We start from the raw sequence: 21,995 nt of genomic DNA, 5'->3' as shown, positions 1-21,995 counted from the left end.
CCTTAACTTTGAAACCTTATTTGTGGGCCATGCTTAATTCTATTACTTCTATCTATTTTCAGAATGCCATCGGAAGAATAGTAGAGCATCCCAACGGCTACGCTTTTGTGCAATACCACCGGGCCAAGTGGGATGTGGCGCTGCTGCGCGTTCTGCTGGTGCATTTGGGCGAGCTGTTGCTCAGCCGCGGCTGGTCCCGTATTCTGGTCAACTTGCAGTTCATCGAGCCGCTTTCCAATGTAGAAAAAGAGTTTCTGGTGGCCGAATGGTACAGCTGCAAAATTCCCCGCCCCGTGTCGGTGGTCACTGCTTATGTCTTGGCCGATAACGTGTTTGCGCGCCTGGCGATACACGAGTTGCAGGAAGTTGCCCGCAAAAACAACCTGTCGCAGTCTTTCGGTAAGCTGGAAGAAGCCGAGGCCTACCTCGCGGGCCTGCCGCAGTAATTAGCATGGGTGCAGAGCGGCTTCGCCGCTGAGGAGCATTGCGTTTTGTTGTAAAAAGAGCCCGTTGGCCTGCGCTGCACCCGGTAGGCTTCGGCCCTGTTTAGCAATGCGAGCTATGGCCCAAAGCGTCTTCACAAGACCTGTGTACGACCTGCTATTGGCCTGGCATAGCGCCTGAGTGCAATGTGCTTGGAAGCTTGTGGGCAAGCCGGTGCCCCAACCGGGAGCTTATAATGCCCTTTAAAACCACTTGATTTGTGATGCTGTTACCGCTCCTCAAATCAAATTTCCAATTTCTGAGCTTCACCTATGGACGTTTTAAAGCGCAACAATGTCACCGTGTCTGGCAAGGGCGAGCAGGCGCTGGTCTTCGTGCACGGGTTTGGCTGCGACCAGCACATGTGGCGGTACGTGGTGCCGGCGTTTGAGGAACGGTACCGCGTAGTGCTGCTCGACTTGGTGGGGGCCGGCCAGTCGGATTTGACTGCCTACGAGCCCAGCCGCTACGACACGTTGCAGGCCCACGCCGACGACGTGCTGGCCGTGCTGCACGCCCTCGGCCTGCACAATGCCATTCTGGTGGGCCATTCCGTGAGCGCTACCATTGGCATGCTGGCCGCCATCCGGGAGCCGGCGCGGTTTGCCAAGTTGGTGCTGGTGGCGCCCTCGCCGCGCTTCATAAACGACGTGAACTACAAGGGCGGATTTGAGCAGTCCGACATCGAGGAGCTGCTCGAAACCATGGACAACAACTACCTGGGCTGGTCGGCGTCCATCACGCCCGTTATCATGGGCAACCCCAACGAGCCGGCCCTGACCGAGGAGCTCAACAACAGCTTCTGCAACACCGACCCGACCATTGCCCGGCATTTTGCCCGCGTCACCTTCCTGGCCGACAACCGGGCCGACCTGCCCCTGGTGCGCACGCCCACGCTCATTCTGCAGTGTGCCCAGGATACCCTGGCCCCCCTCACGGTGGGCCACTACCTGCACCAGCATATAGCCGGCAGCCAACTCACCATTCTGGATACGTCCGGGCACTGCCCGCACCTAAGTGCTCCGCAGGCCACCATCAACGCCATCAACCTATTTCTCGATTCGGCGCGTATAGCCCAAGTATGAGAGGGGTTAACTACAAGATGCTGCCCGCACTGGACCTGCGCCTGACAGAGGAGAACCTGGACGACCTCTATGAGAATGCCCCCTGCGGCTACTGCTCGTGCCTGCCTGATGGCACCCTAGTTAAACTCAACCAGACGCTGCTGAACTGGCTCGGCTATGCCCGCCAGGAGTTAGTAGCGAATCAGTGCCTGCAACAGCTACTCACAGTAGGCGCCCGCCTGCACTACGAAATGCACTGCGTGCCCCTACTGCTGCTGCAGAGCCAGGTGCGGGAAGTGAGCTACTCTCTGCGGCGCAAAGACGGCGGCACAGTGCCGGTGCTCCTCAACGCGGTGCTGCTGCGCGATGCCGAGGGCAACCCCCTGGTGATACGCGTGACCCTCTTCGATATCACGGACCGGCGCAAGTACGAGCAAGAGCTGTTGCGCACCAAGGCCCAGGCCGAGGAGCAGCGCGAGCAACTGCGCGCCCAGAACGAGCAGCTCACCCGCATCAACGCCGACCTGGACAGCTTCGTTTACACCGCCTCGCACGACCTGAAGCAGCCAGTGCACAACCTCACGGGCCTTTTCCAGGAATTTGAGCGTAGCGCCACGTTTCACGACCCCGCAGCGGCCAGCATGGTGGGCATGTTTCACGAAGCGCTGCAGCAGCTGCTGAGCACCATTGATGGCCTGACGGAAGTAGTGCAGCGGCAGCGGCAGCTGGAGGAGGCCCCCGTGGAGGCCGTGCTGCTGCAGCCGTTTACCGAAGAAATTATCCGCAGCCTGCCGCAGCAGCGCGAACAGCCCCAGCCAGTTTTTACCCTGGACTTTGCGGAACTGCCCACCTTGCGCATGGCGCGGCCGGCCCTGCACAGCGTGCTCTACAACCTGCTCAGCAACGCGCTCAAGTACGCTGAACCCGGCCGCCGGCCGCGCGTGGCGGTGCGCACGGCCTGGGTGGAGGGAGTGCCCGTGCTCAGCGTGCAGGACAATGGCCGGGGCATCGACCTAGAGCGCCACGGCGGGGCACTGTTTCAGCTGTTTCGCCGCTTTCACCCCGACGTGACGGGCTCCGGCGTGGGCCTGTACCTCGTCAACCGCCTGGTGCACCAAGTAGGCGGGCGGATAGACGTGGTCAGCAAGGTGGGCCAGGGCACCACGTTTCGCCTGCTGATGCCCGGGCTGGGTTCCTGATGCCGATAAGGGCGCGTCGTGGCCAGCGGCTCAGGGCCTCGCTGCTGCGGGGGTTATCTTCGGGAAATTAAACGCCGGCTTTCGCGTTGTTGCCCCGAATGTATACCCGGTTTCTACTGTGCTGCTTGGGATTGCTGGTGCTGGGCTGGCTGGCCGTGCCCATCGCGGCGCAGGCCCAAACCCCTTCGCTGGACTCCATCGCGCCCAACCAGCCCAGCTTGGCTGCCCCTCCCCTGCCCCCTGTGCCCCCGCTAACCCCGTCAGCAGTCCCTCTGGCGCCTGTAGCGGCTCCGCGCCGGGCGTTGGCATTGGCTCACCCGCGCGTGCTGCTGCTCGAAACCGAAGCGGCCGACCGCCCCGCCCTGCGCCGCTACCGGGTGCGGGCCAGCGTGCCCGATTCCCTCGCGGCTCTGCGCGAAGTGCGCGAGCTGGTGCTGGCCCTGCAGGGCGACGCCTACCTCACGGCTTCGGCCGATGAGATGCGCTGGAGCCGCGACACGGTGCGCGTGCGCCTCTACGTGGGGCAGCAGTTTCGCTGGGCCTACCTCCGCAATGGCAACCTCGGCGATGGCCTGCTCACCCGCGCCGGCTACCGCGAGAAGCTGTTTCGCCAAACACCCTTCCTGCCCGCCGACTGGGCCAAGCTGCAGGAGCGGGTGCTGGTAGAAGCCGAAAACCAGGGCTTTCCCTTTGCCACCGTGGGCCTCGATTCCATTCAGCTCACCGACCAGGGCATTGCGGGCCGCGTGGTGCTGAAGCGGGGGCAGGCGGTGATGTTCGACTCGCTCGAAATTGTGGGCAACACCAAAACCAAGAAGCGCTTCCTGACCAAGTACCTGCAGATTTTCCCCAACCAGCCCTTCAGCCAGCAGCGCGTGGCGGCCGCGGCCCAGCAGCTGCGCCAGCTCCCCTACCTGCGCCTGCGGGCCGAGCCCGAGGTGCGGTTTGCCCGGGGCAAGGCGCGGGTCTACCTGCTGCTCGACGACCGGCCCTCGAACCAGTTCGACGCCATTGTGGGCGTCCTGCCCAATGCTGATGTGAACAAAACCGGCGTGCAGTTCACCGGCGATGTTACCATCAACCTGCGCAACATCAAGGGCGGCGGCAAGCAGTTGGGCCTGCAATGGCGCAAAACCGATGCCCTCTCGCAGCTGCTCGATGCGCAATACGTGCATCCCAATGTCTTTGGCTCGCCGCTGGAGGTTGGCGGCACCTTCAACCTCTACAAGCAAACCAACGACTTCACCACCATTCAGCCCCGGCTGCAGGTGACTTACCCGACGGCCCGCGCTGGCCGCATCAGCTTTTTTGCCGAGCAGCGCGGCTCCTTCATCGATGCCTTGCGGGACACCACCGTGCTGCCGCAAAATCTGGACTCGCAGTACAATTCCTATGGCCTGGGCTACGCCTTCAACAGCCTCGACGACTTGTTCTTTCCGCATCGGGGCCTGTTGGTAAGCACCCAGGCAGCTGTGGGCACCAAGAGCATCAGCCGCAATGCTCAGCTGCTGCCCGAGCTCTACAACGGGTTGGCGCTGCGCTCCACCCAGTACACCTTTGGCCTGCGGGCCGAGCGCTACTTCCCCGTGAAGCGGGCGGGCGTACTCATGGTGCGCCTGCGTAGCGAGGGCTTGGTGAACCCGCGCCTGTTCACCAACGACCTGCTGCGTCTGGGTGGCCTGAACTCCCTGCGCGGCTTCAACGAAAACCAGTTTTACACCAGCTCCTTTGCCCTGGCCACGGCCGAATTTCGGCAGTTTATTGGCGAGGATTCTTACGTGTTTTTGTTTGCCGACCAGGCTTATCTGCGGCACGACATCACCAACGACCGCTACACCGACCAGCCCACCGGCCTAGGCGCGGGCCTGAGCTTTCGCACGGCCGCGGGCTTGTTCCAGTTTGTGTATTCGGTGGGCCGCTCCCGTGACCAAAGCTTTGAGCTGAGGACCTCCAAAATCCACTTTGGCCTGACCAGTCGGTTCTAGGCAACGGACTGGGTTACGTCATTTCGTCCGGATTAGGAAGCTCCTGGGCTACTTTCCGACACAGTGGCGCAAACCCGAAAAAGTTTAATAAAAAATCCGACAATACGGCTGATATTCAGGCTCAGTAGCCCTCAATTCAGATTGGTACATCATTTGTCATAGTAGCAATGAAGCCGACCTAAAACAGGCTCTTTGCTATGAAACTTATCAGCCCAAAATTCATCCGTTCCATCGCCCCGCAGCTTGACTTGCTCAACACCATTGGCGGCGGCGTAGCCCAGCCTCAGCTGCAAATCGACCAGCGTCCGAAAGGCATTATTCTGCGCGTGGCCATGCCCACCGTGCCGGCCGAGAGCTTTCGCGTGGTGCTCAACCAGCAACGTCTGAGCGTGTTTGGCGAGTACCGCCACCAGCCCGATGACGAGCTGGCTGCACCCCTCTTCGTGCAAACGCTAGACCTGCCTGCCAACCTCGACCTGGCCCGCATCGATGCCATTCACGAAGAAAACGAGTTGCGCGTGCGCATCCCCTTCCTAAACCCCCGCGACCAGCAGCGCGAAATCGACATCCGCCAAAACTAAGGCGGCTACCTGCTGGCGAGTGTTATCGCTTTATCGTTTATAACGCCGGGACCGACCGGCACCGCAGTCCATACATAACGCCGGGACCGACCGGCCGCATACCGAGTTTTGGATTTCACTCTTGAGCCACCGCCCACAGCGGTGGTTTTGTTTTTTACCCAAACAGCGGAATAATCAGCACGAAGCTCATCACCAGCGCCAGGTAAAACCACCCCATCACCTGCCCGCGGTACCGGCGCGGCATTCGGTTGCTGAGCACCAGCATGGCGACAATTACCAGCACGAGGTGCGCCACGAAGAACACCATCGTCTTCAGCCAGTTGCTGACAATGGTGTTTTCTTCCTGGTACTGGTTGCTTTCGCCCAGCCCCGAAGTCAGGTACTGCAGGCCGTAGAAGGCCACCACTTCGAAGCCGACAAACAGTAGAAAGCCCGCCAGCAGCGCTGGTGTTGAAGATTTTTCGGATACGTCCGCCATTTGCTTGCTACGGGCGGGGGCGGCCCTGCACCTCTGCCGTGCGGGCCTTGATGTAAAGCTCCTCCACCTTGGTGCGGGCCCAGGGCGTGCGGCGCAGAAAGCTCAGGCTGGACTTGATGCTGGGGTTTTCGGCGAAGCAGTTCATGCGCAGGCGGGCGTCGAGCTCGGGCCAGCCGTAGGCGGTCACAAGGTATTCGAGAATCTGGGCGAGCGTGACGCCGTGCAACTCACGAATGAGGTGGCCGGATTCGTCGCGGGCATCGGCGGCGCGGAGGAAAGACATAGGCGAAGAAGGCAGCTGAGAAGCGTAAAGTTCGTGAAAAGCCGGGGCCCCGCGCACGATGGCCGGCCACGGGGCGTTATTTTTGGGTCGTTCCGCCTATGCCTGCATCTCCGCCCATCAACCGCAAAGCCAAATCGGCCCCTCGCTCTGCCCGGCGGCGGCTGTGGCGGCGCGGGGCGTTGGCGCTGCTGCTGCTGGGGCTGGCCCTGGGCGTGGCCTACTACCTGCGTCACCGCGTGCAGCTAAACCGCTACGCCCGCCGAACCTGGGCCACGTTCACCAAAAACGGCCTGACGGGACGTGAGAAGACGCCGCTGCTGGCCGGCTACTCAGTGCACGGCATCGACGTGTCGTCGTACCAGGGCCGCATCGACTGGCCCGAAGTGGCCCGGCACGGGGTGCGCTTTGCCTTCATCAAGGCCACCGAAGGCGGCACCATGCAGGACCCGCGCTTCCAACGCAACTGGCGCGAGGCCCGCGCGGCCGGGGTTCTCTGCGGTGCCTACCACTACTTTCAACCCAAACGCGACGGGAAACTGCAGGCCGACCTGTTTGCACGCACCGTGCCCATTGCGCCCGGCGACCTGCCGCCGGTGCTCGACGTAGAAGCGGCCAATTTTCACGACGTGGCCGTGCTGCGCCGCGAGGTGGCTCGCTGGCTCCGCCTCATCGAGGCCCACTACGGCGTGCGGCCCATTCTCTATTCCAACCACAGCTTCTATAAGCGCCACCTCGCGGGCCATTTCGACCACTACCCGCTTTGGCTGGCCCACTACGAAGTACAGCGCCCCGCCATGCCCGCCGACAAGTGGATAATCTGGCAGCACTCCGACGAGGCGTACGTGCCAGGCATCCGCGGCGTGGTCGATTTCAACGTGTATCAGGGCAGCTTTGAGTCGCTGCAGGCCATGCGGGTGCCGTTTCCAAAGCCAGCGCCGGCGGTCCCGAAAGCGCCGACTCCCAAGCCGAAGCGGGCCGCCCGCTAAGCCATCGAAATCTGTTGCGCGGGCCACATGGCGCGTTCTTTGCCCGTTGGGACTGAGGCGTTGCCGGCCTTCTTTTCGTCTTTTTTTGTCATCTTGCCAGTGTCCAGCTGGCCAGATGCCGTAAGCAAATCAGGTAGCAGAGCGAAACTGTAGCTGCTTTCCGAGGTTTTCGAAAGGTTCGAGGCAAGCTGAAGCAATGCACGTGACCGAACGGCTACCGACCATTAGCAACACCCAATGAAGTTAACCCACCACGCTACTGCGCTGCGCCGCGCTCCGATTGCCACCCTGCTTTGGATTGTTGTGGCCGCAACTCTGCTTTCGGCCTGCGGCAGCCGAAATGCCTTCACCCAAACCGGCCAGGGCTCGTACTACGCCGATAAATTTGCCGGCCGAAAAACCACCAGCGGCGTGCCTTATCGGCCCGGGAAGATGACGGCAGCTCACAACACCCTGCCCTTTGGCACCCGCATCAAGGTAACGAATGTGCGCAACGGCAAATCAGTGAAGGTGACCGTCAACGACCGGGGCCCACACGTAAAGGGCCGCATCGTGGACGTATCGCGCAAAGCGGCCCGCAAGCTCGACCTAGTAGATGCCGGCGTGGTCCCGGTTCAGCTCAAGGTTATCAAGGCTGCTTCGGCGCGCTAAGCCTGATAACGTATTCAACAACGACTTTACAACCGCCTCAATCAGATGAATATCCGCAAGAAGGTACGCTGGAATTTGCCTCCGGATACGAACCGCTACGCCGCCCTCGACCTCTGGGTGCGGGCCGCTGAAGACGAAGACTGGTCAGATGCCGAAATCCAGTACGTGATGGATGAAGTGGTAGAAGCCGAGGACAATGCCGCCGGCCTGGAAGTCCTGGCCTGGTACACCTACAAATAGTTCTCAGCACCCGCAGGCTCGCCCCTACCCCAGCACTTAGCAGCGCGCTAACGCACTTGCGGCGTTGGGCGCACCGCCTGGCGCAGCCACGTGCCCGATAGCGCGGCCAGCCCGCCCACCAGCCCGGCTACCACACCGGCCAGCACCACCAGTGCCACTGGCGAGCCGCCCAGCGGCAACAGCTGCGCCACGCGGTGCGCCAGCAAGCCGCTGTTCTGCGATGATAGCCACGCGGCGGGTAGCAGCCAGCTTAGCCCGGCCCCACCAAAGCCGGCGCCGAAAGCGGCTGGGCCCGATGGGGCCATGATGAACCCCACGGCAAAAGCCACCACAGCTAGGCTCCACCACGGCAAGTCCAGTTGCACGGCCGCGGAGAGCACCAGAATAAGAAGCAGCAAGAGCCAGGGGTTACGCCAATTCATGCGGGCAAAGTAACACGAGCGGCGGCGATTCCTCGGTTAAGGGAATGGACTTTACGCCGCCGCCAGTACTTCGGCGTCGTTGTTGGCCGGCGAGTTCACGCGCTTGCTTACTACGTACTCCCGCATGGCCGCGGCATCGTAGGGCACGAGCAGCTGCTGATGCGCCGCCAGGCCCAGGCCATCGTCGAGCCAGGCTTGCTCGGCGCTGCGGGTGGGCAGAATGACGGGCATGCGGTTGTGAATGTTGGCCATCAGCGCATTGGGCTCGGTGGTGATGATGGTGAAGGTGGGCTGCAGCTCGCCAGTGTTGCGGTCGAGCCACTCATCCCAAAGGCCGGCGAAGGCGAAGGGCTGCTCGTCGCGCAGCAGAATGCGGTGCGGCACCTTGCCCTCGGCCGTGGCCTGCCACTCGTAGAAGCTGTCGGCTAGCACCAGGCAGCGCTTGCGCCCCAGCAGCTGCCGAAACGAGGGCTTTTCGGCCAGCGTCTCGGCCCGGGCGTTGATGGGCTTGGGACCCTTGGCCGGGTCGCGGCTCCAGCTGGGCACGAGGCCCCAGTTCAGCAGCTGAATCTGGCCGGGAGCTGTGTTGGTGATGATGGGCAGGCGCTGCGAGGGCGCGGCGTTGTAGTTGGCCGGCGCGGGCTCCGTGAACTTGGCGTCGAAGCGCTGCTCAGCGGTGGGGGCAGGGGCGATGAAGGTATAACGACCACACATGGTGTTGAAATGGCAGAGGAATGGATTAATAAAAAAAGCGTGTCATCCTGAACGCAGTGAAGGACCTTATCACGCTTTAACGAGTCGTTTATACGACAATCGTTAGAACGTGATAAGGTCCTTCACTGCGTTCAGAAGGACAGTTGGCAAATCTCTGGCTGCCTCCTCCCACTAACTGCCCTTGCGTTAGGCTTTATATAGCAGCTCGTAGTACTCCCGGGCCATGCGGCCCGACTCAAACGCGGGCTCTACGTCCTTCATTGCGGTTTTCACCACTTTCAGGAAGTCTTTGGGCTGGTCGTAGTACATGGGTACCACCTTGTTTTCGAGCACGTCGAGCAAGTCGGTGGCTTCCTGGTCGTCCTTCACTTCTTCGGGCAGATGCTCGTCGGAGTGCGTGATGAGGAAGCCGTTTTCGCCGTCGCGGGTGAATTCGGGAATCCAACCGTCGGCGATGCTGAGGTTTACGCTGGCATTCATGGCGGCGGTCATGCCGCTGGTGCCGCTGGCCTCGCGGGGGAAGCGGGGCGTGTTCAGCCAGATGTCGGAGCCCTTTTTCAAGGCCGCCGAAAGGCCCAGCTCGTAGCCGGTGAGCACGGCGCAGTTTTTCAGGTGAGCCGTGCGCTTGATTATTTCATTGAACAGGTCCACCGCGCCAAAGTCCTTGGGGTAAGGCTTACCGGCCCAAATTATCTGGATGGGGCGCGCGGTGTTGGTGGCCAGCGCCACAAAGCGGTCGAAATGGCGCAGAATGAGGTCAGCGCGCTTGTAGCCGGCAAAGCGGCGGGCCCACACAATGGTCAGCACCTCGGGGTCGAAGATGTTGCCGGTCTGGTCGGCCACTATCTTGAAGAGGTCTCGCTTCAGTTCCTGCTTGCGGGCCAGCAGGGCGTCGTCGTTCTTGGTTTTGAGGGCGGCGGCCAGCTGCGGGTCGCGCCAGTAGGAGCCGTTCTGGCTGTTGGTGATGGGGATGATGGGGCAGATGCCGTCGTAATGGCCCCACATTTCCAGGCTCACGAGGCCGTGCACCTTGCTCACGGCGTTGGCTTTGCGGGCAAAGCGCAGGGCGGTGAGGGTGTAGTTGAGGGCGTCGTTTTCGATGCGGGCCACGCGGCGTATTTCCTCCTCGGGCACTTCGCCGAAGAAGCTCATGTCGGTGAGCAGCTTCATGGGGCGCTCCTCGTTGCCGGCCAGCTCGGGAGTGTGAGTGGTGAATACCAGGCGCTTCTGCACCTCGGCCAGGTCGCGGCCGTGCTTCTCGTAGAGGTAAAACGCCAGCGGCAGGCCGTGGCCTTCGTTGAGGTGGTACACGTCGGTTTTGCGGCCGAGCAGGTCGAGCATTTTGCCGCCGCCCACGCCCAGCAGGATGCTTTGGGCCACGCGGGCTGCGGCGTCCGGGTCGTAGAGGTGGTGCGAGATGGTGCGCGAGATGTAGTCATTCTCGGCGATGTCGGTGGTGAGGAAGAACATCGGCACCGTGCCGAACACCTCCGGGGCCAAATACAGCACCTTCACAAACACATCGGCGCCGTGAATTGTGATGGGGAACAGCAGCCCGGTGTCTTCCAGAAACGAGTAGTGCTTCTGGCGGAAGTCGGCCTGCATGGTCTGGTCTGCGGCGCGGCCTTGGTCGTAGTAGCCGAAGCTCCACAGGATGCTGATGCCGACCAAGTTCTGCTTCAGCTCGTAGCCGGAGCGCATGTGCGAGCCCGCCAGAAAGCCCAGCCCACCGGAGTAGGTTTTGAGGGCTTGGTCGACGGCGAACTCCATCGAGAAATACGCCGCGGCCGTCTTGTACTTGGCAGCTGGGGTGTATGGTTTAAAAGTAAAGGCCATAATAATTTGTTGCGCAGGCTGTTGCCTGCGACTAAAGGGAAATGCTGGTTAAAATGTGGTATGCCAAACCTGGGCTGTAGCTCGTTGCGGGCGCAAGGTCTGAAGCATTTTGCAAACAATGCAAAAGTCAGATATCTCCCGTGAGCTTAGCCGCCTGTAGGCATCGATGGGGCCCTATACCTCTTCCAGGCCTTTGAGCTGCTGCAGCTTACGCAACGTTTGCTGAGAGGCTTTGTGCTGCCGCTCCACGGCTTGCCGGGCGGGGCCGGTGAGGTCCGAATCGGCCAGGGCTTCCGTGTAAGCTTTAATGGCCCATTCCTCGCCGTAGATGTTAGAGTCGAGGATGCTTTTCTCGTTGCGACCGGTCACGATGGCCTTGGCGTCCATGAAGCCGCGGTAAAACTTGCCTTTGAGTGTGGTGCTGCTTTCGGCATCGCCTCCCGCGGCGCGGGCAAAGCCGTTCACCTCGTTGGCAAATTGTTCGCTTTGCTGCACCAGCTCTTGGTAGTAGGCTTTGTTTTCGGGGTCCTTGGTTTCGTCGGCCGCGGTTTTGTAGCCCTCAATGCGGTCGTTTACGAAAAGAGCAAGCTCGTTGAGCGTGTCGACAAGTTTGGAGTTATCAGCCATGGGAGAGTGCCGGGAAGGCCTTAAGCATGAATTGGTTTCTGTGAAAGCACGCCTTTTTCGGCGCCAGACATTCCGTTTCCTAACGGCAGCTGAGCTGATGAGGTTGACGCTAACCGAATATTTGTTAGCCAAGTACCTCTGGGGCTATGCCGTGCTTGGTTCGCGGCGTGCGGGCTGGGCCTGCGGGGCCATTGGTTGCCCACCTTCCTTGCTGAGGCTACCTTGCCGGCTTTATTCTACGCGTCCCACCTTTTTTCATGAAAACCACCCGCTTCCTGCCCTTGCTTGCCGGGGCCCTGCTCCTGGCCCCTGCGGCCACCATTGCTGCTCCAGTGGCCTCCCTAGCCAGTCCGGCTGCCGCGCCCGATGCCAAGCCCGCGGCCATCACCCGCATCGATCCCACTTTTTGGTGGGTGGGAATGAAGAACCCCAAGCTGCAGCTGCTGGTGCACGGACCCGGCATCGGGAACAGTATCGTCACGCTGAATTACGCCGGGGTGACCCTCGACGGCGTGCAGAAGATGGAAAGCCCCAACTACCTGCTGGTGAACCTGACCATCGGGCCGGACGCGAAACCTGGCAAGGTGGCGCTGCAGTTTGCCGGCGCCAAAAAGGTGAAATACGAGTACGAGCTGCGCGCCCGCAACACCGACCCCAACCGCACGCAAGGCGTGACCAGCGCCGATTTTGTGTACCTGCTCATGCCGGACCGTTTCGCCAACGGCAACCCCAAAAACGACGTGGTGAAGGGCACTCGCGTAAACCGCGTGGCCCGCGACTCGATGTATGCCCGCCACGGCGGTGACCTGAAAGGCATCGAAAACCACTTTGACTACTTAAAGGAGCTGGGCGTAACGGCCATCTGGCCCACGCCGGTGGTGGAAAACGACCAGCCCAAAGCCAGCTACCACGGCTACGCCCTCACCGACTACTACACCGTGGACCCGCGCTACGGCACCAATGCCGAGTACGTGGGCTTCGTAAAAAAAGCCCACGCCAAGGGCCTGAAGGTGATTCACGACGTGGTGCTCAACCACATGGGCTCGGGCAGTTACCTGTTTCGCGACCAACCGGCTAAGGACTGGTTTCATCAGTGGCCCAGCTTCACGCGGAGCAACTTCCGCGACGCGGCCTTCAATGACCCCTATGCGTCGGGCTACGACCGGAAGCAGTTTGGCGAAGGCTGGTTTGACACCCACATGCCCGACCTCAACCAGACTAACCCGCTGGTGGCTACTTACCTCATCCAGAACTTCCTCTGGTGGGTCGAGAACACGGGGCTTGATGGCTATCGCATCGACACCTATTCTTATTCCGACCGCAATTTTCTGATGCAGTGGGGCGCCGCCATTTTGGAGGAGTACCCCAAAATTGGGATGTTTGGCGAAACCTGGGTGCAGGGCACGGCGCAGCAGGCCTACTTCGCGCAGAACATTTTCCCGGAAACGCAGGGCTTCAAATCCAACCTGCCCGGCGTGACGGACTTCCAGATGTACTACGCCATCAACGAAACCCTGACCAAAGACGCGGGCTGGACCGAGGGCATCAGCAAGCTTTACTACACGCTTCAGGCCGACTGGATGTATCAAGACCCCATGCGCAACGTGCTGTTTCTGGACAACCACGACCTGAGCCGCTTTTATTCTGTAGTTGGCGAGGATTTCCAGAAGTATAAGATGGGCCTGGCCTGGCTGCTGACCTCCCGCGGCATTCCGCAGCTGTACTACGGCACCGAGGTACTGATGAAAAATTTCACCGACCCCGATGGCAAGGTGCGCGAAGACTTCCCCGGCGGCTGGCCCGGCGACAAGAAGAACCTGTTCGTGGCCGCGGGCCGCAACGCCCAGGAGCAGGAGGCCTTTCGCTACGTGAGCACGCTGGCTAATTACCGGCGCACGCACCCGGTGCTGCACAGCGGCAAGCTCATGCAGTTCATCCCCGATGCGGGTGTGTACACCTACTTCCGGTATTCTGATGAAGGAGCGGTGATGGTGATGATGAACTCTAACAAGGACGAGAAGACCGTGGATACGGCTCGCTTTGCTGAGCGGCTGGATGGCTTTTCGTCGGGGCAGGAGGTGACTAGCGAGGCAGTTATTTCGGATTTGAAGACGCTGAAAATTCCGGGGCGTACGGCTTGGGTGGTGGAGTTGCGGAAATAGTATTTCTCGCTGAGGTTCGCAGAGGTTTGCGCAGAGGTTCGCTGAGTTTATGGGTGAGAATGATATTTCTTTTAATGTTCGGAAAGCCGCCTTTGCAGTGCATACTGCGCTGGGTCCCGGACTGTTGGAGTCTGCATACGAGGCGGCCATGCTCTACGAGCTGCGGCAGGCGGGTTTTGAGGTGCGAACACAAGTGGGTCTGCCAATGACTTATGCTGGGCAGAAACTTGATATCGGCTACCGCATCGACATGCTGGTAAACGGAAAAGTTATTGTTGAGCTTAAGTCGGTGGACAACCTTCTTGACGTGCACAAAAAACAACTGCTCACGTACCTCAAATTATCAAAGTGTAAGCTCGGCTTGCTTATCAATTTCAACGTGGTGCACGTTAAAGAAGGAATCCTGCGCATCGTAAACGGTTTGGAAGAACCTCCGCGGACCTCTGCGTAAACCTCTGCGAACCTCAGCGAGAAACCCATAAACCCATGACCGACCTCACCGACCAAGTTGCCATCGTCACCGGCGCCAGCCGCGGCATCGGCAAAGCCATTGCCATCGTGCTGGCCCTGCAAGGCGCCAAAGTGGTGGCCGTGGCCCGCAACGAAGACGAGCTGGCCGAGCTCACCCACAAAACCAAGGGCTTGAGCATGGTGGCCGACGTCACCATGGAGTCCGACGCGGAGCAGGTTATCGAAGGCACGCTGCTGCACTACGGCCGGCTCGATATCCTCATTTGTAACGCGGGCGTGGGCTCCTTCAACGAGCTGGAAAACTTCACCAGCAGCGAGTGGGACCGCATATTCGACACCAACGTGAAGGGCACCTTCCTGCTGTGCAAGGCCGCCATCCCTCATTTTAAGGCCCAGAAAAAAGGCCACATCGTCGGCATTGCTTCTGATGTGGCCCGGCGCACCTTCGCCCACGGCTCGGCCTACGGCGCCAGCAAATACGCCCAGGACGCCATGCTGGCCAGCGTGCGCAAGGAAGTTCGCCCCTACGGCATCAAGGTGAGCAGTATCTACCCCGGCCTGGTCGACACTTACTTTAATGACACCACTCCGGGCAGCGCTGAAGCCGAGAAAACTCACCTCCGCCCCACCGACATTGCCCACGCCGTGCGCTACGTGCTCGAAGCGCCGCCCCACGTAGTAATAGACGAGCTAATGTTGCACCCCCTCACGCAAGAGTGGTAGGTTCTCAGTTTTTAGTTATGAGTTAAGGGTGAGCCATTTGCCGGCCATCACTCTCTCTTAACTCATAGCTCTCAACTCTTAACTGATAACTCCTATCTTGCCCCACCATGAAAAAACTGTTGCTGGCCGGCGGCCTCCTCACCTTAGCTGCCTTCTCTTTGCCCTCCCCTCCTTTGGACGACCTACGCACCACCAACGACCCCAACACCACCGCGGAAATTCCCCAGGACAACAAGCTGATTATCTACCAGCTGCTGCCCCGGCTTTTTGGCAATAAAGTAGCCCTGAACAAGCCCTACGGCACCATTGCGGAAAATGGCTGCGGCAAGTTCAACGACATCACCGACCAGGCCCTGGCCGAAATCAAGAAGATGGGCGTGTCGCACGTGTGGTACACCGGCGTGCTTGAGCACGCCACCATGACGGACTACAGCGCCCAGGGCATCCCGGCCGACGACGCCGACGTGGTAAAAGGCCGCGCCGGTTCGCCCTACGCCATCAAGGACTACTACGACGTGGCCCCCGACTTGGCCGTGGTGGTGAAAAACCGCATGCCCGAGTACGAGGCCCTCATCAAACGCACCCACGGCCACGGCCTGAAAGTGCTCATGGACTTCATCCCGAACCACGTGGCACGCTCGTACCGCTCCGACGCCAAGCCCCAGGGCGTGGTGGACCTCGGCGCAACCGATGACAAAACGAAGGCATTCGCCCCGAACAACAACTTTTACTACCTGCCCGGCAAAAGCTTCGTTGTTCCCGCCGACTACAACCCCCTCGGCCCGCTGAAAGGGCCGGCCGAAGATAAAAAATACACCGAAACCCCCGCCAAAGCCACCGGAAACGACGTTTTCTCAGAAGCCCCGAGCATTAACGACTGGTTTGAAACCATCAAGCTCAACTACGGCGTGGACTACCAGCAGGGCCGCAAGCCCTACTTCGCGCCCGTGCCCGACACCTGGAAGAAGATGCGCGACATCCTCGTGTTCTGGGCCGGCAAAAACGTGGACGGCTTCCGTTGCGACATGGCCGAAATGGTGCCCGTCGAGTTCTGGGCCTACGTCATTCCGGAAGTCAAGAAGGTGAACCCCAACATCGTCTTCATTGCCGAAGCCTACGACCCCAAGGTGTATAAAACCTACCTGGACCAAGGCAAATTCGACTTCCTCTACGACAAAGTGGGCCTCTACGACGGCCTGCGCCGCCTCATGCGCCAGGAGGGCAACACCGAGGACATCACCCGGGTGTGGAAGGAAGAAAGCAACGGCTTCTCGTCGCGCATGCTGCGCTTTCTGGAAAACCACGACGAGCAGCGCATCACATCCAAGGACTTCGCCACCGACCCGCGTCGCGCCATTCCGGCCATGACCGTGACCGCCACGCTGGCCTCGGGCCCGGTGATGCTCTACTTTGGGCAGGACGTGGGCGAGCCGGCCCACGGCTCCGAAGGCTTCAGCGGCGAAGACGGCCGCACCACCATTTTCGATTACTGGGGCGTACCCGAACACCAGAAGTGGCTAAACCAAGGCAAGTTCGACGGTGCTAAGCTCAGCCCGGAGCAAAAGAGCCTGCGCGATTTCTACCGCCGCTTGCTGAACGTGACCAGCGCCAGCGAAGCCATCCGCAAAGGCCGTTTCTACGAATTGCAGGACGCCAACAACCTGGGCAAGGAGTACAACCAGCGCCACCTCTACGCCTACCTGCGCTACACCGACAAGCAGCAGGTGCTGGTGGTGGTCAACTTCAGCGCCGACAAAACCTACCGGCCCACCATTACCATTCCCGCCGAAGCCATGACGGCCATGGGCCTGGACAGCAAGCGGTTCTATACCTACACCGACTTGCTCGCTCCTGAGGAGCCGCTCAAGACTCTTAAGCTTACGCTGGCCCCGCTCTCGGCCCACGTATTCGAGCTGAAACCCCAGTAAGGGCGCCGTAGTACGCCTCCTAATTAGTATGTTTGATGGCGGCCCCGCCCCCACCACCGGAGGGCCGGGCGGCCATCACTTTCTTCCTTCTTCCCCATGGCTGCTCCCACCGCCACTTCCTCGGTTGATACCCGCGAAAAACCCCGCCTGAGCTTCTGGCAAATCTGGAACATGAGCTTCGGCTTTTTGGGCATACAATTCGGCTTTGAGCTGCAGAACTCAAACGTCAGCCGCATTTTCGAAACCCTGGGAGCGAACAAGGACGACATTCCCATTCTCTGGATTGCGGCCCCCCTCACCGGCCTTGTGGTGCAGCCCATCATCGGCTACTTCTCCGACCGTACCTGGCATCCGTATTGGGGCCGGCGCCGGCCGTTTTTCTTTATTGGGGCCGTGCTGGCTACCATTGCCCTGATATTGATGCCTAACTCGTCGGCCTTGTGGATGGCCGGCGGCATGCTTTGGATTCTGGATGCCAGCATCAACATCAGCATGGAGCCCTTCCGGGCCTTCGTGGGCGACAAGCTGCCCAGCGAACAGCGCACGGCCGGCTTCGCCATGCAAAGCTTCTTTATCGGCGTGGGCTCCGTCATTGCTGCCTTGCTGCCGTGGGTGTTTACCAACGTACTGAATTTCAGTAATACAGCGCCCAGCGGCGAAATCCCGCCCTCGGTGAAATGGTCGTTTTACCTCGGCGCCGGGGCTTTCCTGTTGGCCGTGATGTACACGGTGTTCACAAGCAGTGAAACGCCACCCGAGGACATGGAAGAATTTCGCCGGGAGAATGCTCAAATAGGCATTTGGGATGGCTTAAAGGAGTCGTTTATGGGCATCTTCCAAATGCCTACTGCTATGCGGCAGTTGGCGCTGGTGCAGTTCTTCACCTGGTTCGCCTTGTTTTCGATGTGGATTTACTCCACCAACGCCGTCACCAGCAACATCTACAACATGAAGGTCGATGATGCCTTCTTCACCAAAATGAGCACCTTAATCGACGCACGCGCCCAACAGCCCGGCTCCGAAAAAGCGATAAAAGAGCTCAAGTCGTTGCAGCAGGACACCAAAGAAATCAAAGAATTTCAGGCGGATAATCCGAATAAGATTCTCACGGTTAACCTAGCCAACTACTACCTCACCAACGGCAACCCCACGCCGACCGAGACGGCCACCCTGCAACGTGTGCAGCAGCAGTACAACGACGGCGCCGATTGGCTCAGCCTGGCGTCGTCGGTGCGCAATGGCGTGGCCGCTTTGTTTGCCTTCATCATTCCACTGATTGCGGCCCGCACCAGCCGCCGCATCACCCACATGCTTTGCCTGCTGATTGGCGGCCTGGGCCTGCTTTCCCTGCAGCTCATCTCCAACCCAACCCTGATTGTGGTATCCATGGCTATGGTCGGCATTGCCTGGGCCAGCATTCTTTCGATGCCTTATGCCATCCTGGCGGGGTCGTTGCCGTCGAATAAGATGGGCTACTACATGGGCGTTTTCAACTTCTTCATTGTCATTCCACAAATTGTGGCGGCCACCATTTTGGGCTACTGCACCATGCACTTCTTCCAAGGCAACACCCTGCACACAATTGCGCTGGGCGGCGCCTCCATGGTGCTGGCCGGCCTGCTGACGCTGTGGGTAAAAGACACCGACGACACACAGCGGCAAGCCGTGCAGCCCGCTCTGAGCCCTGGCTACGACACCCCAACTGTAATAAACCCTAGCCCCGAAGTATAATTCTGCGGCCCCGCTCTCCGTATTTCTAACGCTTCACCCCTTAAAAACCAGCATTTATCCGATAGCTGCCACTAGACTGGCTTGCGTATTTATCAAAGGGTTCACCTTTTGAATATTGCATGCTGCTAGCGGGTCTTTTTTTCGGTTTATTTTTTGCGATTTGCTTAGGGCTGGTGTTGATGTTGCCGCGCCGCTACCGGCGACGGCGCCAGGGAGCTCGGCCGCACCGGCCGCGGGTGAGCATACTGGTAGCGGCCCGCAACGAAGAAGCGACCATTGAGCGCTGCCTGCGCTCGCTGGCGCAGCAGCGCTACCCGAGCGGGCGCCTAGAAATTCTGATTGCCGACGACCACTCCACCGATGCCACGGCGGCGGTGATAGAAGCGTTTATTCAGGACAAGCCCCATTTTCGGCTGCTGCGGGTGCGTGAGCAGCTGGGCAGGGCTAAGGACAAGAGCAATGCCTTGGCCTACTTGTGCCGGGCTGCCACCACCGACTATTTCCTGTTTACGGACGCCGACATGGCCCTGTCGCCCGATTGGGTGAGCACCATGGTGGCCGCGGTTGAGCCCGGCGTGGGCGTGGTCACGGGCGTTACCACCTCGGAAGGCTCGCTTTTCGGCCGCCTGCAGGGCCTCGACTGGCTGTTTGGCCTCAACGTCATTCGGATACTGGCTGAGCGCGGGCTCCCCTCCTCCGCCGTTGGCAACAACATGCTCCTGACCCGCGCCGCCTGCGAGAGCATTGGCTGCCTCGAAGACATGCAGTTTAACGTGAGCGAAGACCTGCAGATTTTTCAGGAAGTGGTGGCCCGAGGCTGGGGCTACCGCCACCTCTGCGAGCCCCAGGCCCTGGGCGTATCGGAGGCGCAACCCACGGTGCAAGCCCTCCTGAAGCAGCGCAAGCGGTGGATGAAATCGGCCGGGGGCCTGCCGTGGTACCTCAGTGGGCTATTTGGTATGTACGGCGTTTTCTACGCGGTGCTGTTCTGGCCGGGCTTTTTGCCACTGTCCGTAGTGGCAGCCATCTACCTGGGCAAAATAGGCCTACAAACCGTTTTTCTGGCCCTCACGCTTCGGCAAACGGGGCGCCGCATCAACCTCGGCGTGCTGCTGCTATATGAGTTTTACCTCTGCGCCATGTCGCTTGCCGTGCTGGCCTACACAGTTTGGCCGGGCCGCCTGGAGTGGAAAGAGCGCCGCTATGTGCTAGCCGAAGCGTGAGTTGCGCGGCCAGCAAGTAGCGCCCAAAGGCGCTACTGCGCCAGCAGCATTTCCGCTACCTCGCGCCCGGTGGCCAGCGCCGCATTCAGCGACGGATAGGCAGCCCAGTCACCGCAGCGGTACAGGCCGTCGGCGAGCTTCAGGGGCTGCCGCACCGGTTGCCCGGGCAGGTATACGGGCAAGGCAGCCGGAATACGGTAGCTGCGCAAATGCTCCCACTGCCGGGCAGCTGGCCCAAACCAAGCGGCTAACTCTTCACGCAGGCCCGCCGTGAGCTCGGCTTCGGTCAGGCTGCGCTCGCCGTGCGTGCTCACGGATATCAGGGCTCGGCCTTTGGGCGCGTAGGCCTCGCTCACATCGCCCGGAAAGCTTAGGTTGTGCGCCAGCGCGCCGGGGGCCGCATTTAGGCGCAGCAGCTTGTCGCCGCGGCCCGGCGAGTGACCCTCGGCTGCGAAATACGTGCACGTGGTGAGGCGCGCTGCCGTGGGGAAGCTGGCAGCCTGCACGCTGAAGCCGTCGTCGGGGTTGCCGCTGCGGCCGGCCAGCAGGCGCAGCGTAGTGAGGCCGTCGGTGGCCAGTACCACGGCCTCGCCATCCAGCACCTGGCCGGAGTTGAGGCGCACCCGCGTGCCCTCCACCGCCGCCACGGGCGTGCACAGCCGCACCGAATCGGCGGGCAGGCGAGCCGCCAGCTGCTCCGGCAGCTGTTGCATGCCCAGGGCGGGCACTGCCGCTTCGCCCGTCACAAACTGCTGAAACACGAACTCAAAGAAATTGCTGGCCGTGCTCAGCTCCCTATCCAGGAAAACCCCGCCAAAGAAGGGCTTGAAGAACGTGTTTATCATCTGCTCGCTCCAGCCGTAGCGCTGCAGAAAAGTGAGCGTGTCGGTAGCGGGGCGGGCTAGCAGCTCCTCCGGCGTGTGCTTGAGCACGTGCCGCACCAAGCTCACCACGCGCAGCTTATCCTGCAGCGAGCCAATGGGCGACGTGAGGGCCGAAAAAGCCGCCAGCGGGCGTTGCAAAGGGTTTTGCAGGGTAGTTTCGCGGCCATCGGCCAACCGAATTACGGCACCGGAACGGAAAGACCGCAACTGCAGGGCGCTGTAGTCGAAAATGCGCCGGCATTCCGGGTAGTTGGTGAGCAGCACTTGAAAACCGCGGTCGAGCCGGAAGCCATCGGGCGTGATGTCGGTGCGCACCCGCCCGCCCACGGCGTCGGCCGCATCGAGCACCAGCACGGGCCGGCCGGCGCGGTGCAGCCACGTGGCGCAGCCGAGGCCCGCCATGCCGGCCCCAACAATAATTATGGGCTTGGAAGAAGAACTCATTTTTGGAATAAAGGCGTGCAGAAGTGCGCCGGTGTGAAGTGTATTAGTTCGTGTGAGGCCCTGCGGGTCTCAGTTCAGCGTCAATCAAATTTTCAGGCTTGCCATACGAAGAAGGCGGTGCCATTGCTGCGTTCAGATTAGAAGAGCTTCGGCATTTTGTGCTCCTTCCATTTCTTGCGCGTCTTCATGGTCCAGAAGCCGGCCACGCCGTCGCGGCGCATGCTCATCTGCCAGGCGCCCATTTGCTGGCCCAGGCGGTAGCCGGTAGCCTCGTCCTGCGGAAACTGCTTTTTGAGAAAAGCGTAGTCGGCCGCGGCAATGTCTTTGCCCACTTCGCCATGGCACCGTAGGCACAGCGCGTTATTCAGCACAATGGGCCGCTGGTAGAAAAACACTTCCTGCGACTCGCGAGTGATGGTGCGCGTGGTGTCGGTGCGCAGCTGCTCGGCCGTCAGGGTGGCCCGGTGCTCGGGGTTGCGCGGCCGGGCACTCACGCGGCGGGGGGTGGCCTTCATCACGCCCGCCAGCGAGTCGACGAGGCGATACGTTTCGGGCCGACAAAAGGCCGCGGCCTGGGCTACCCCGCCCGCAGCCAGCTCGCGGGCCAGCGTGCGGCGCAGCAGCGTGTCGGCCGTAGCCGTGAGCGAATCGCCGGCCCAGCGCGTGGCGCGGAGCAGGTCTTTGGGCATGATGCGCTTCACCTCCCAGTTGGCGGTCTCAACGCCGATGCGCTTGGTATCCTTAATGTGCTCGATTTGGTCGGGGCGGCAAGCCGAAGCGGCCAGTGCCACAGTAGCCAGGCAAAAGCCCGTGGCAACGTATTTAGCGGCTCTGGAGGCCGGAATAAAGGGAAAAATGCTATTGAACATCAATGGGAGCA

At 60.8% G+C, this 21,995-nt stretch carries 22 protein-coding genes; 14 read left to right on the top strand and 8 right to left on the bottom strand.

Features of this window, described 5'->3' with window-relative positions:
* Positions 1-29: 29 nt before the first annotated feature.
* From BMZ66_RS10015 to BMZ66_RS09995, 5 genes are all read left to right on the top strand, one after another.
* Positions 30-446 carry a hypothetical protein gene (locus BMZ66_RS10015; RefSeq protein ID WP_143080136.1) on the top strand — a complete coding sequence of 139 codons (417 nt, stop codon included), beginning with the start codon at positions 30-32 and terminating at the stop codon, positions 444-446.
* Between the two features lie 309 nt (positions 447-755).
* Positions 756-1,568 (top strand): alpha/beta fold hydrolase, encoded by an 813-nt coding sequence (locus tag BMZ66_RS10010; RefSeq protein ID WP_092671919.1) that lies wholly within the window; start codon positions 756-758, stop codon positions 1,566-1,568.
* The gene (locus BMZ66_RS10005; protein WP_092671916.1) at positions 1,565-2,746 is read left to right on the top strand and encodes a sensor histidine kinase; all 1,182 of its coding nucleotides are present in this window, start codon (positions 1,565-1,567) and stop codon (positions 2,744-2,746) included. The genes BMZ66_RS10010 and BMZ66_RS10005 overlap by 4 nt, the downstream gene beginning before the upstream one ends.
* A 98-nt stretch (positions 2,747-2,844) precedes the next feature.
* Positions 2,845-4,731 carry a BamA/TamA family outer membrane protein gene (locus BMZ66_RS10000; protein WP_092671913.1) on the top strand — a complete coding sequence of 629 codons (1,887 nt, stop codon included), beginning with the start codon at positions 2,845-2,847 and terminating at the stop codon, positions 4,729-4,731.
* A 197-nt stretch (positions 4,732-4,928) separates the two neighbouring features.
* Complete coding sequence (locus tag BMZ66_RS09995) at positions 4,929-5,312, top strand: Hsp20/alpha crystallin family protein (RefSeq protein WP_092671910.1); 384 nt, start codon at positions 4,929-4,931, stop codon at positions 5,310-5,312.
* Positions 5,313-5,466: 154 nt separating this feature from the next.
* On the opposite strand, the gene BMZ66_RS09990 is transcribed toward BMZ66_RS09995, so the two are convergent.
* On the bottom strand, positions 5,467-5,790 hold the full coding sequence (locus tag BMZ66_RS09990; RefSeq protein ID WP_092671907.1) for a hypothetical protein: 324 nt from the start codon (positions 5,788-5,790) through the stop codon (positions 5,467-5,469).
* 7 nt (positions 5,791-5,797) lie between these two features.
* Positions 5,798-6,073: a VF530 family protein gene (locus BMZ66_RS09985; protein ID WP_092671904.1), complete on the bottom strand. Its 276-nt coding sequence runs from the start codon at positions 6,071-6,073 to the stop codon at positions 5,798-5,800.
* Positions 6,074-6,171: 98 nt separating this feature from the next.
* Between BMZ66_RS09985 and BMZ66_RS09980 the strand changes: the two genes are divergently transcribed.
* The 3 genes from BMZ66_RS09980 (at position 6,172) to BMZ66_RS09965 (ending at position 7,950) form a co-directional block, all read left to right on the top strand.
* The gene (locus BMZ66_RS09980) at positions 6,172-7,059 is read left to right on the top strand and encodes a glycoside hydrolase family 25 protein (RefSeq protein ID WP_092671901.1); all 888 of its coding nucleotides are present in this window, start codon (positions 6,172-6,174) and stop codon (positions 7,057-7,059) included.
* A gap of 237 nt (positions 7,060-7,296) precedes the next feature.
* On the top strand, positions 7,297-7,710 hold the full coding sequence (locus BMZ66_RS09970; RefSeq protein WP_092671895.1) for a septal ring lytic transglycosylase RlpA family protein: 414 nt from the start codon (positions 7,297-7,299) through the stop codon (positions 7,708-7,710).
* Between the two features lie 45 nt (positions 7,711-7,755).
* Positions 7,756-7,950, top strand: a complete 195-nt coding sequence (locus BMZ66_RS09965; RefSeq protein WP_092671892.1) for a hypothetical protein — start codon at positions 7,756-7,758, stop codon at positions 7,948-7,950.
* A gap of 47 nt (positions 7,951-7,997) precedes the next feature.
* On the opposite strand, the gene BMZ66_RS09960 is transcribed toward BMZ66_RS09965, so the two are convergent.
* The 4 genes from BMZ66_RS09960 to BMZ66_RS09945 form a co-directional block, all read right to left on the bottom strand.
* A complete protein-coding gene (locus BMZ66_RS09960; protein ID WP_092671889.1) occupies positions 7,998-8,372 on the bottom strand; it encodes a hypothetical protein in 375 nt (124 codons plus the stop codon).
* 51 nt (positions 8,373-8,423) lie between these two features.
* Positions 8,424-9,086, bottom strand: coding sequence for an SOS response-associated peptidase (locus BMZ66_RS09955; protein ID WP_092671886.1), 663 nt, complete (start codon positions 9,084-9,086; stop codon positions 8,424-8,426).
* 186 nt (positions 9,087-9,272) lie between these two features.
* A complete protein-coding gene (glgP, locus tag BMZ66_RS09950) occupies positions 9,273-10,922 on the bottom strand; it encodes an alpha-glucan family phosphorylase (RefSeq protein ID WP_092671883.1) in 1,650 nt (549 codons plus the stop codon).
* 174 nt (positions 10,923-11,096) lie between these two features.
* Positions 11,097-11,549 (bottom strand): PA2169 family four-helix-bundle protein, encoded by a 453-nt coding sequence (locus BMZ66_RS09945; RefSeq protein WP_092671880.1) that lies wholly within the window; start codon positions 11,547-11,549, stop codon positions 11,097-11,099.
* Between the two features lie 257 nt (positions 11,550-11,806).
* Here BMZ66_RS09945 and BMZ66_RS09940 point away from each other — a divergent pair, with 257 nt between their 5' ends.
* From BMZ66_RS09940 to BMZ66_RS09915, 6 genes are all read left to right on the top strand, one after another.
* Positions 11,807-13,711, top strand: coding sequence for a glycoside hydrolase family 13 protein (locus BMZ66_RS09940; protein ID WP_092671877.1), 1,905 nt, complete (start codon positions 11,807-11,809; stop codon positions 13,709-13,711).
* Positions 13,712-13,760: 49 nt separating this feature from the next.
* Complete coding sequence (locus BMZ66_RS09935; RefSeq protein ID WP_092671874.1) at positions 13,761-14,162, top strand: GxxExxY protein; 402 nt, start codon at positions 13,761-13,763, stop codon at positions 14,160-14,162.
* 35 nt (positions 14,163-14,197) lie between these two features.
* Complete coding sequence (locus BMZ66_RS09930) at positions 14,198-14,905, top strand: SDR family oxidoreductase (protein ID WP_092671871.1); 708 nt, start codon at positions 14,198-14,200, stop codon at positions 14,903-14,905.
* 107 nt (positions 14,906-15,012) lie between these two features.
* Complete coding sequence (locus BMZ66_RS09925) at positions 15,013-16,833, top strand: alpha-amylase family protein (RefSeq protein WP_092671868.1); 1,821 nt, start codon at positions 15,013-15,015, stop codon at positions 16,831-16,833.
* Between the two features lie 96 nt (positions 16,834-16,929).
* Positions 16,930-18,564 carry an MFS transporter gene (locus tag BMZ66_RS09920; protein WP_092671865.1) on the top strand — a complete coding sequence of 545 codons (1,635 nt, stop codon included), beginning with the start codon at positions 16,930-16,932 and terminating at the stop codon, positions 18,562-18,564.
* A 119-nt stretch (positions 18,565-18,683) separates the two neighbouring features.
* Complete coding sequence (locus BMZ66_RS09915; RefSeq protein WP_092671862.1) at positions 18,684-19,787, top strand: glycosyltransferase; 1,104 nt, start codon at positions 18,684-18,686, stop codon at positions 19,785-19,787.
* 32 nt (positions 19,788-19,819) lie between these two features.
* On the opposite strand, the gene BMZ66_RS09910 is transcribed toward BMZ66_RS09915, so the two are convergent.
* Positions 19,820-21,115 carry a protoporphyrinogen/coproporphyrinogen oxidase gene (locus tag BMZ66_RS09910; protein WP_143080135.1) on the bottom strand — a complete coding sequence of 432 codons (1,296 nt, stop codon included), beginning with the start codon at positions 21,113-21,115 and terminating at the stop codon, positions 19,820-19,822.
* A 137-nt stretch (positions 21,116-21,252) separates the two neighbouring features.
* Positions 21,253-21,984, bottom strand: coding sequence for a c-type heme family protein (locus BMZ66_RS09905; RefSeq protein WP_177204672.1), 732 nt, complete (start codon positions 21,982-21,984; stop codon positions 21,253-21,255).
* Positions 21,985-21,995 lie beyond the last annotated feature (11 nt).

It is taken from the genome of Hymenobacter arizonensis (assembly GCF_900115775.1).
Taxonomy (GTDB): Bacteria; Bacteroidota; Bacteroidia; order Cytophagales; family Hymenobacteraceae; genus Hymenobacter; species Hymenobacter arizonensis.
The sequence above is the reverse complement of the archived record's forward strand: the minus strand, read 5'-3'. Positions and strand labels throughout refer to the sequence as shown.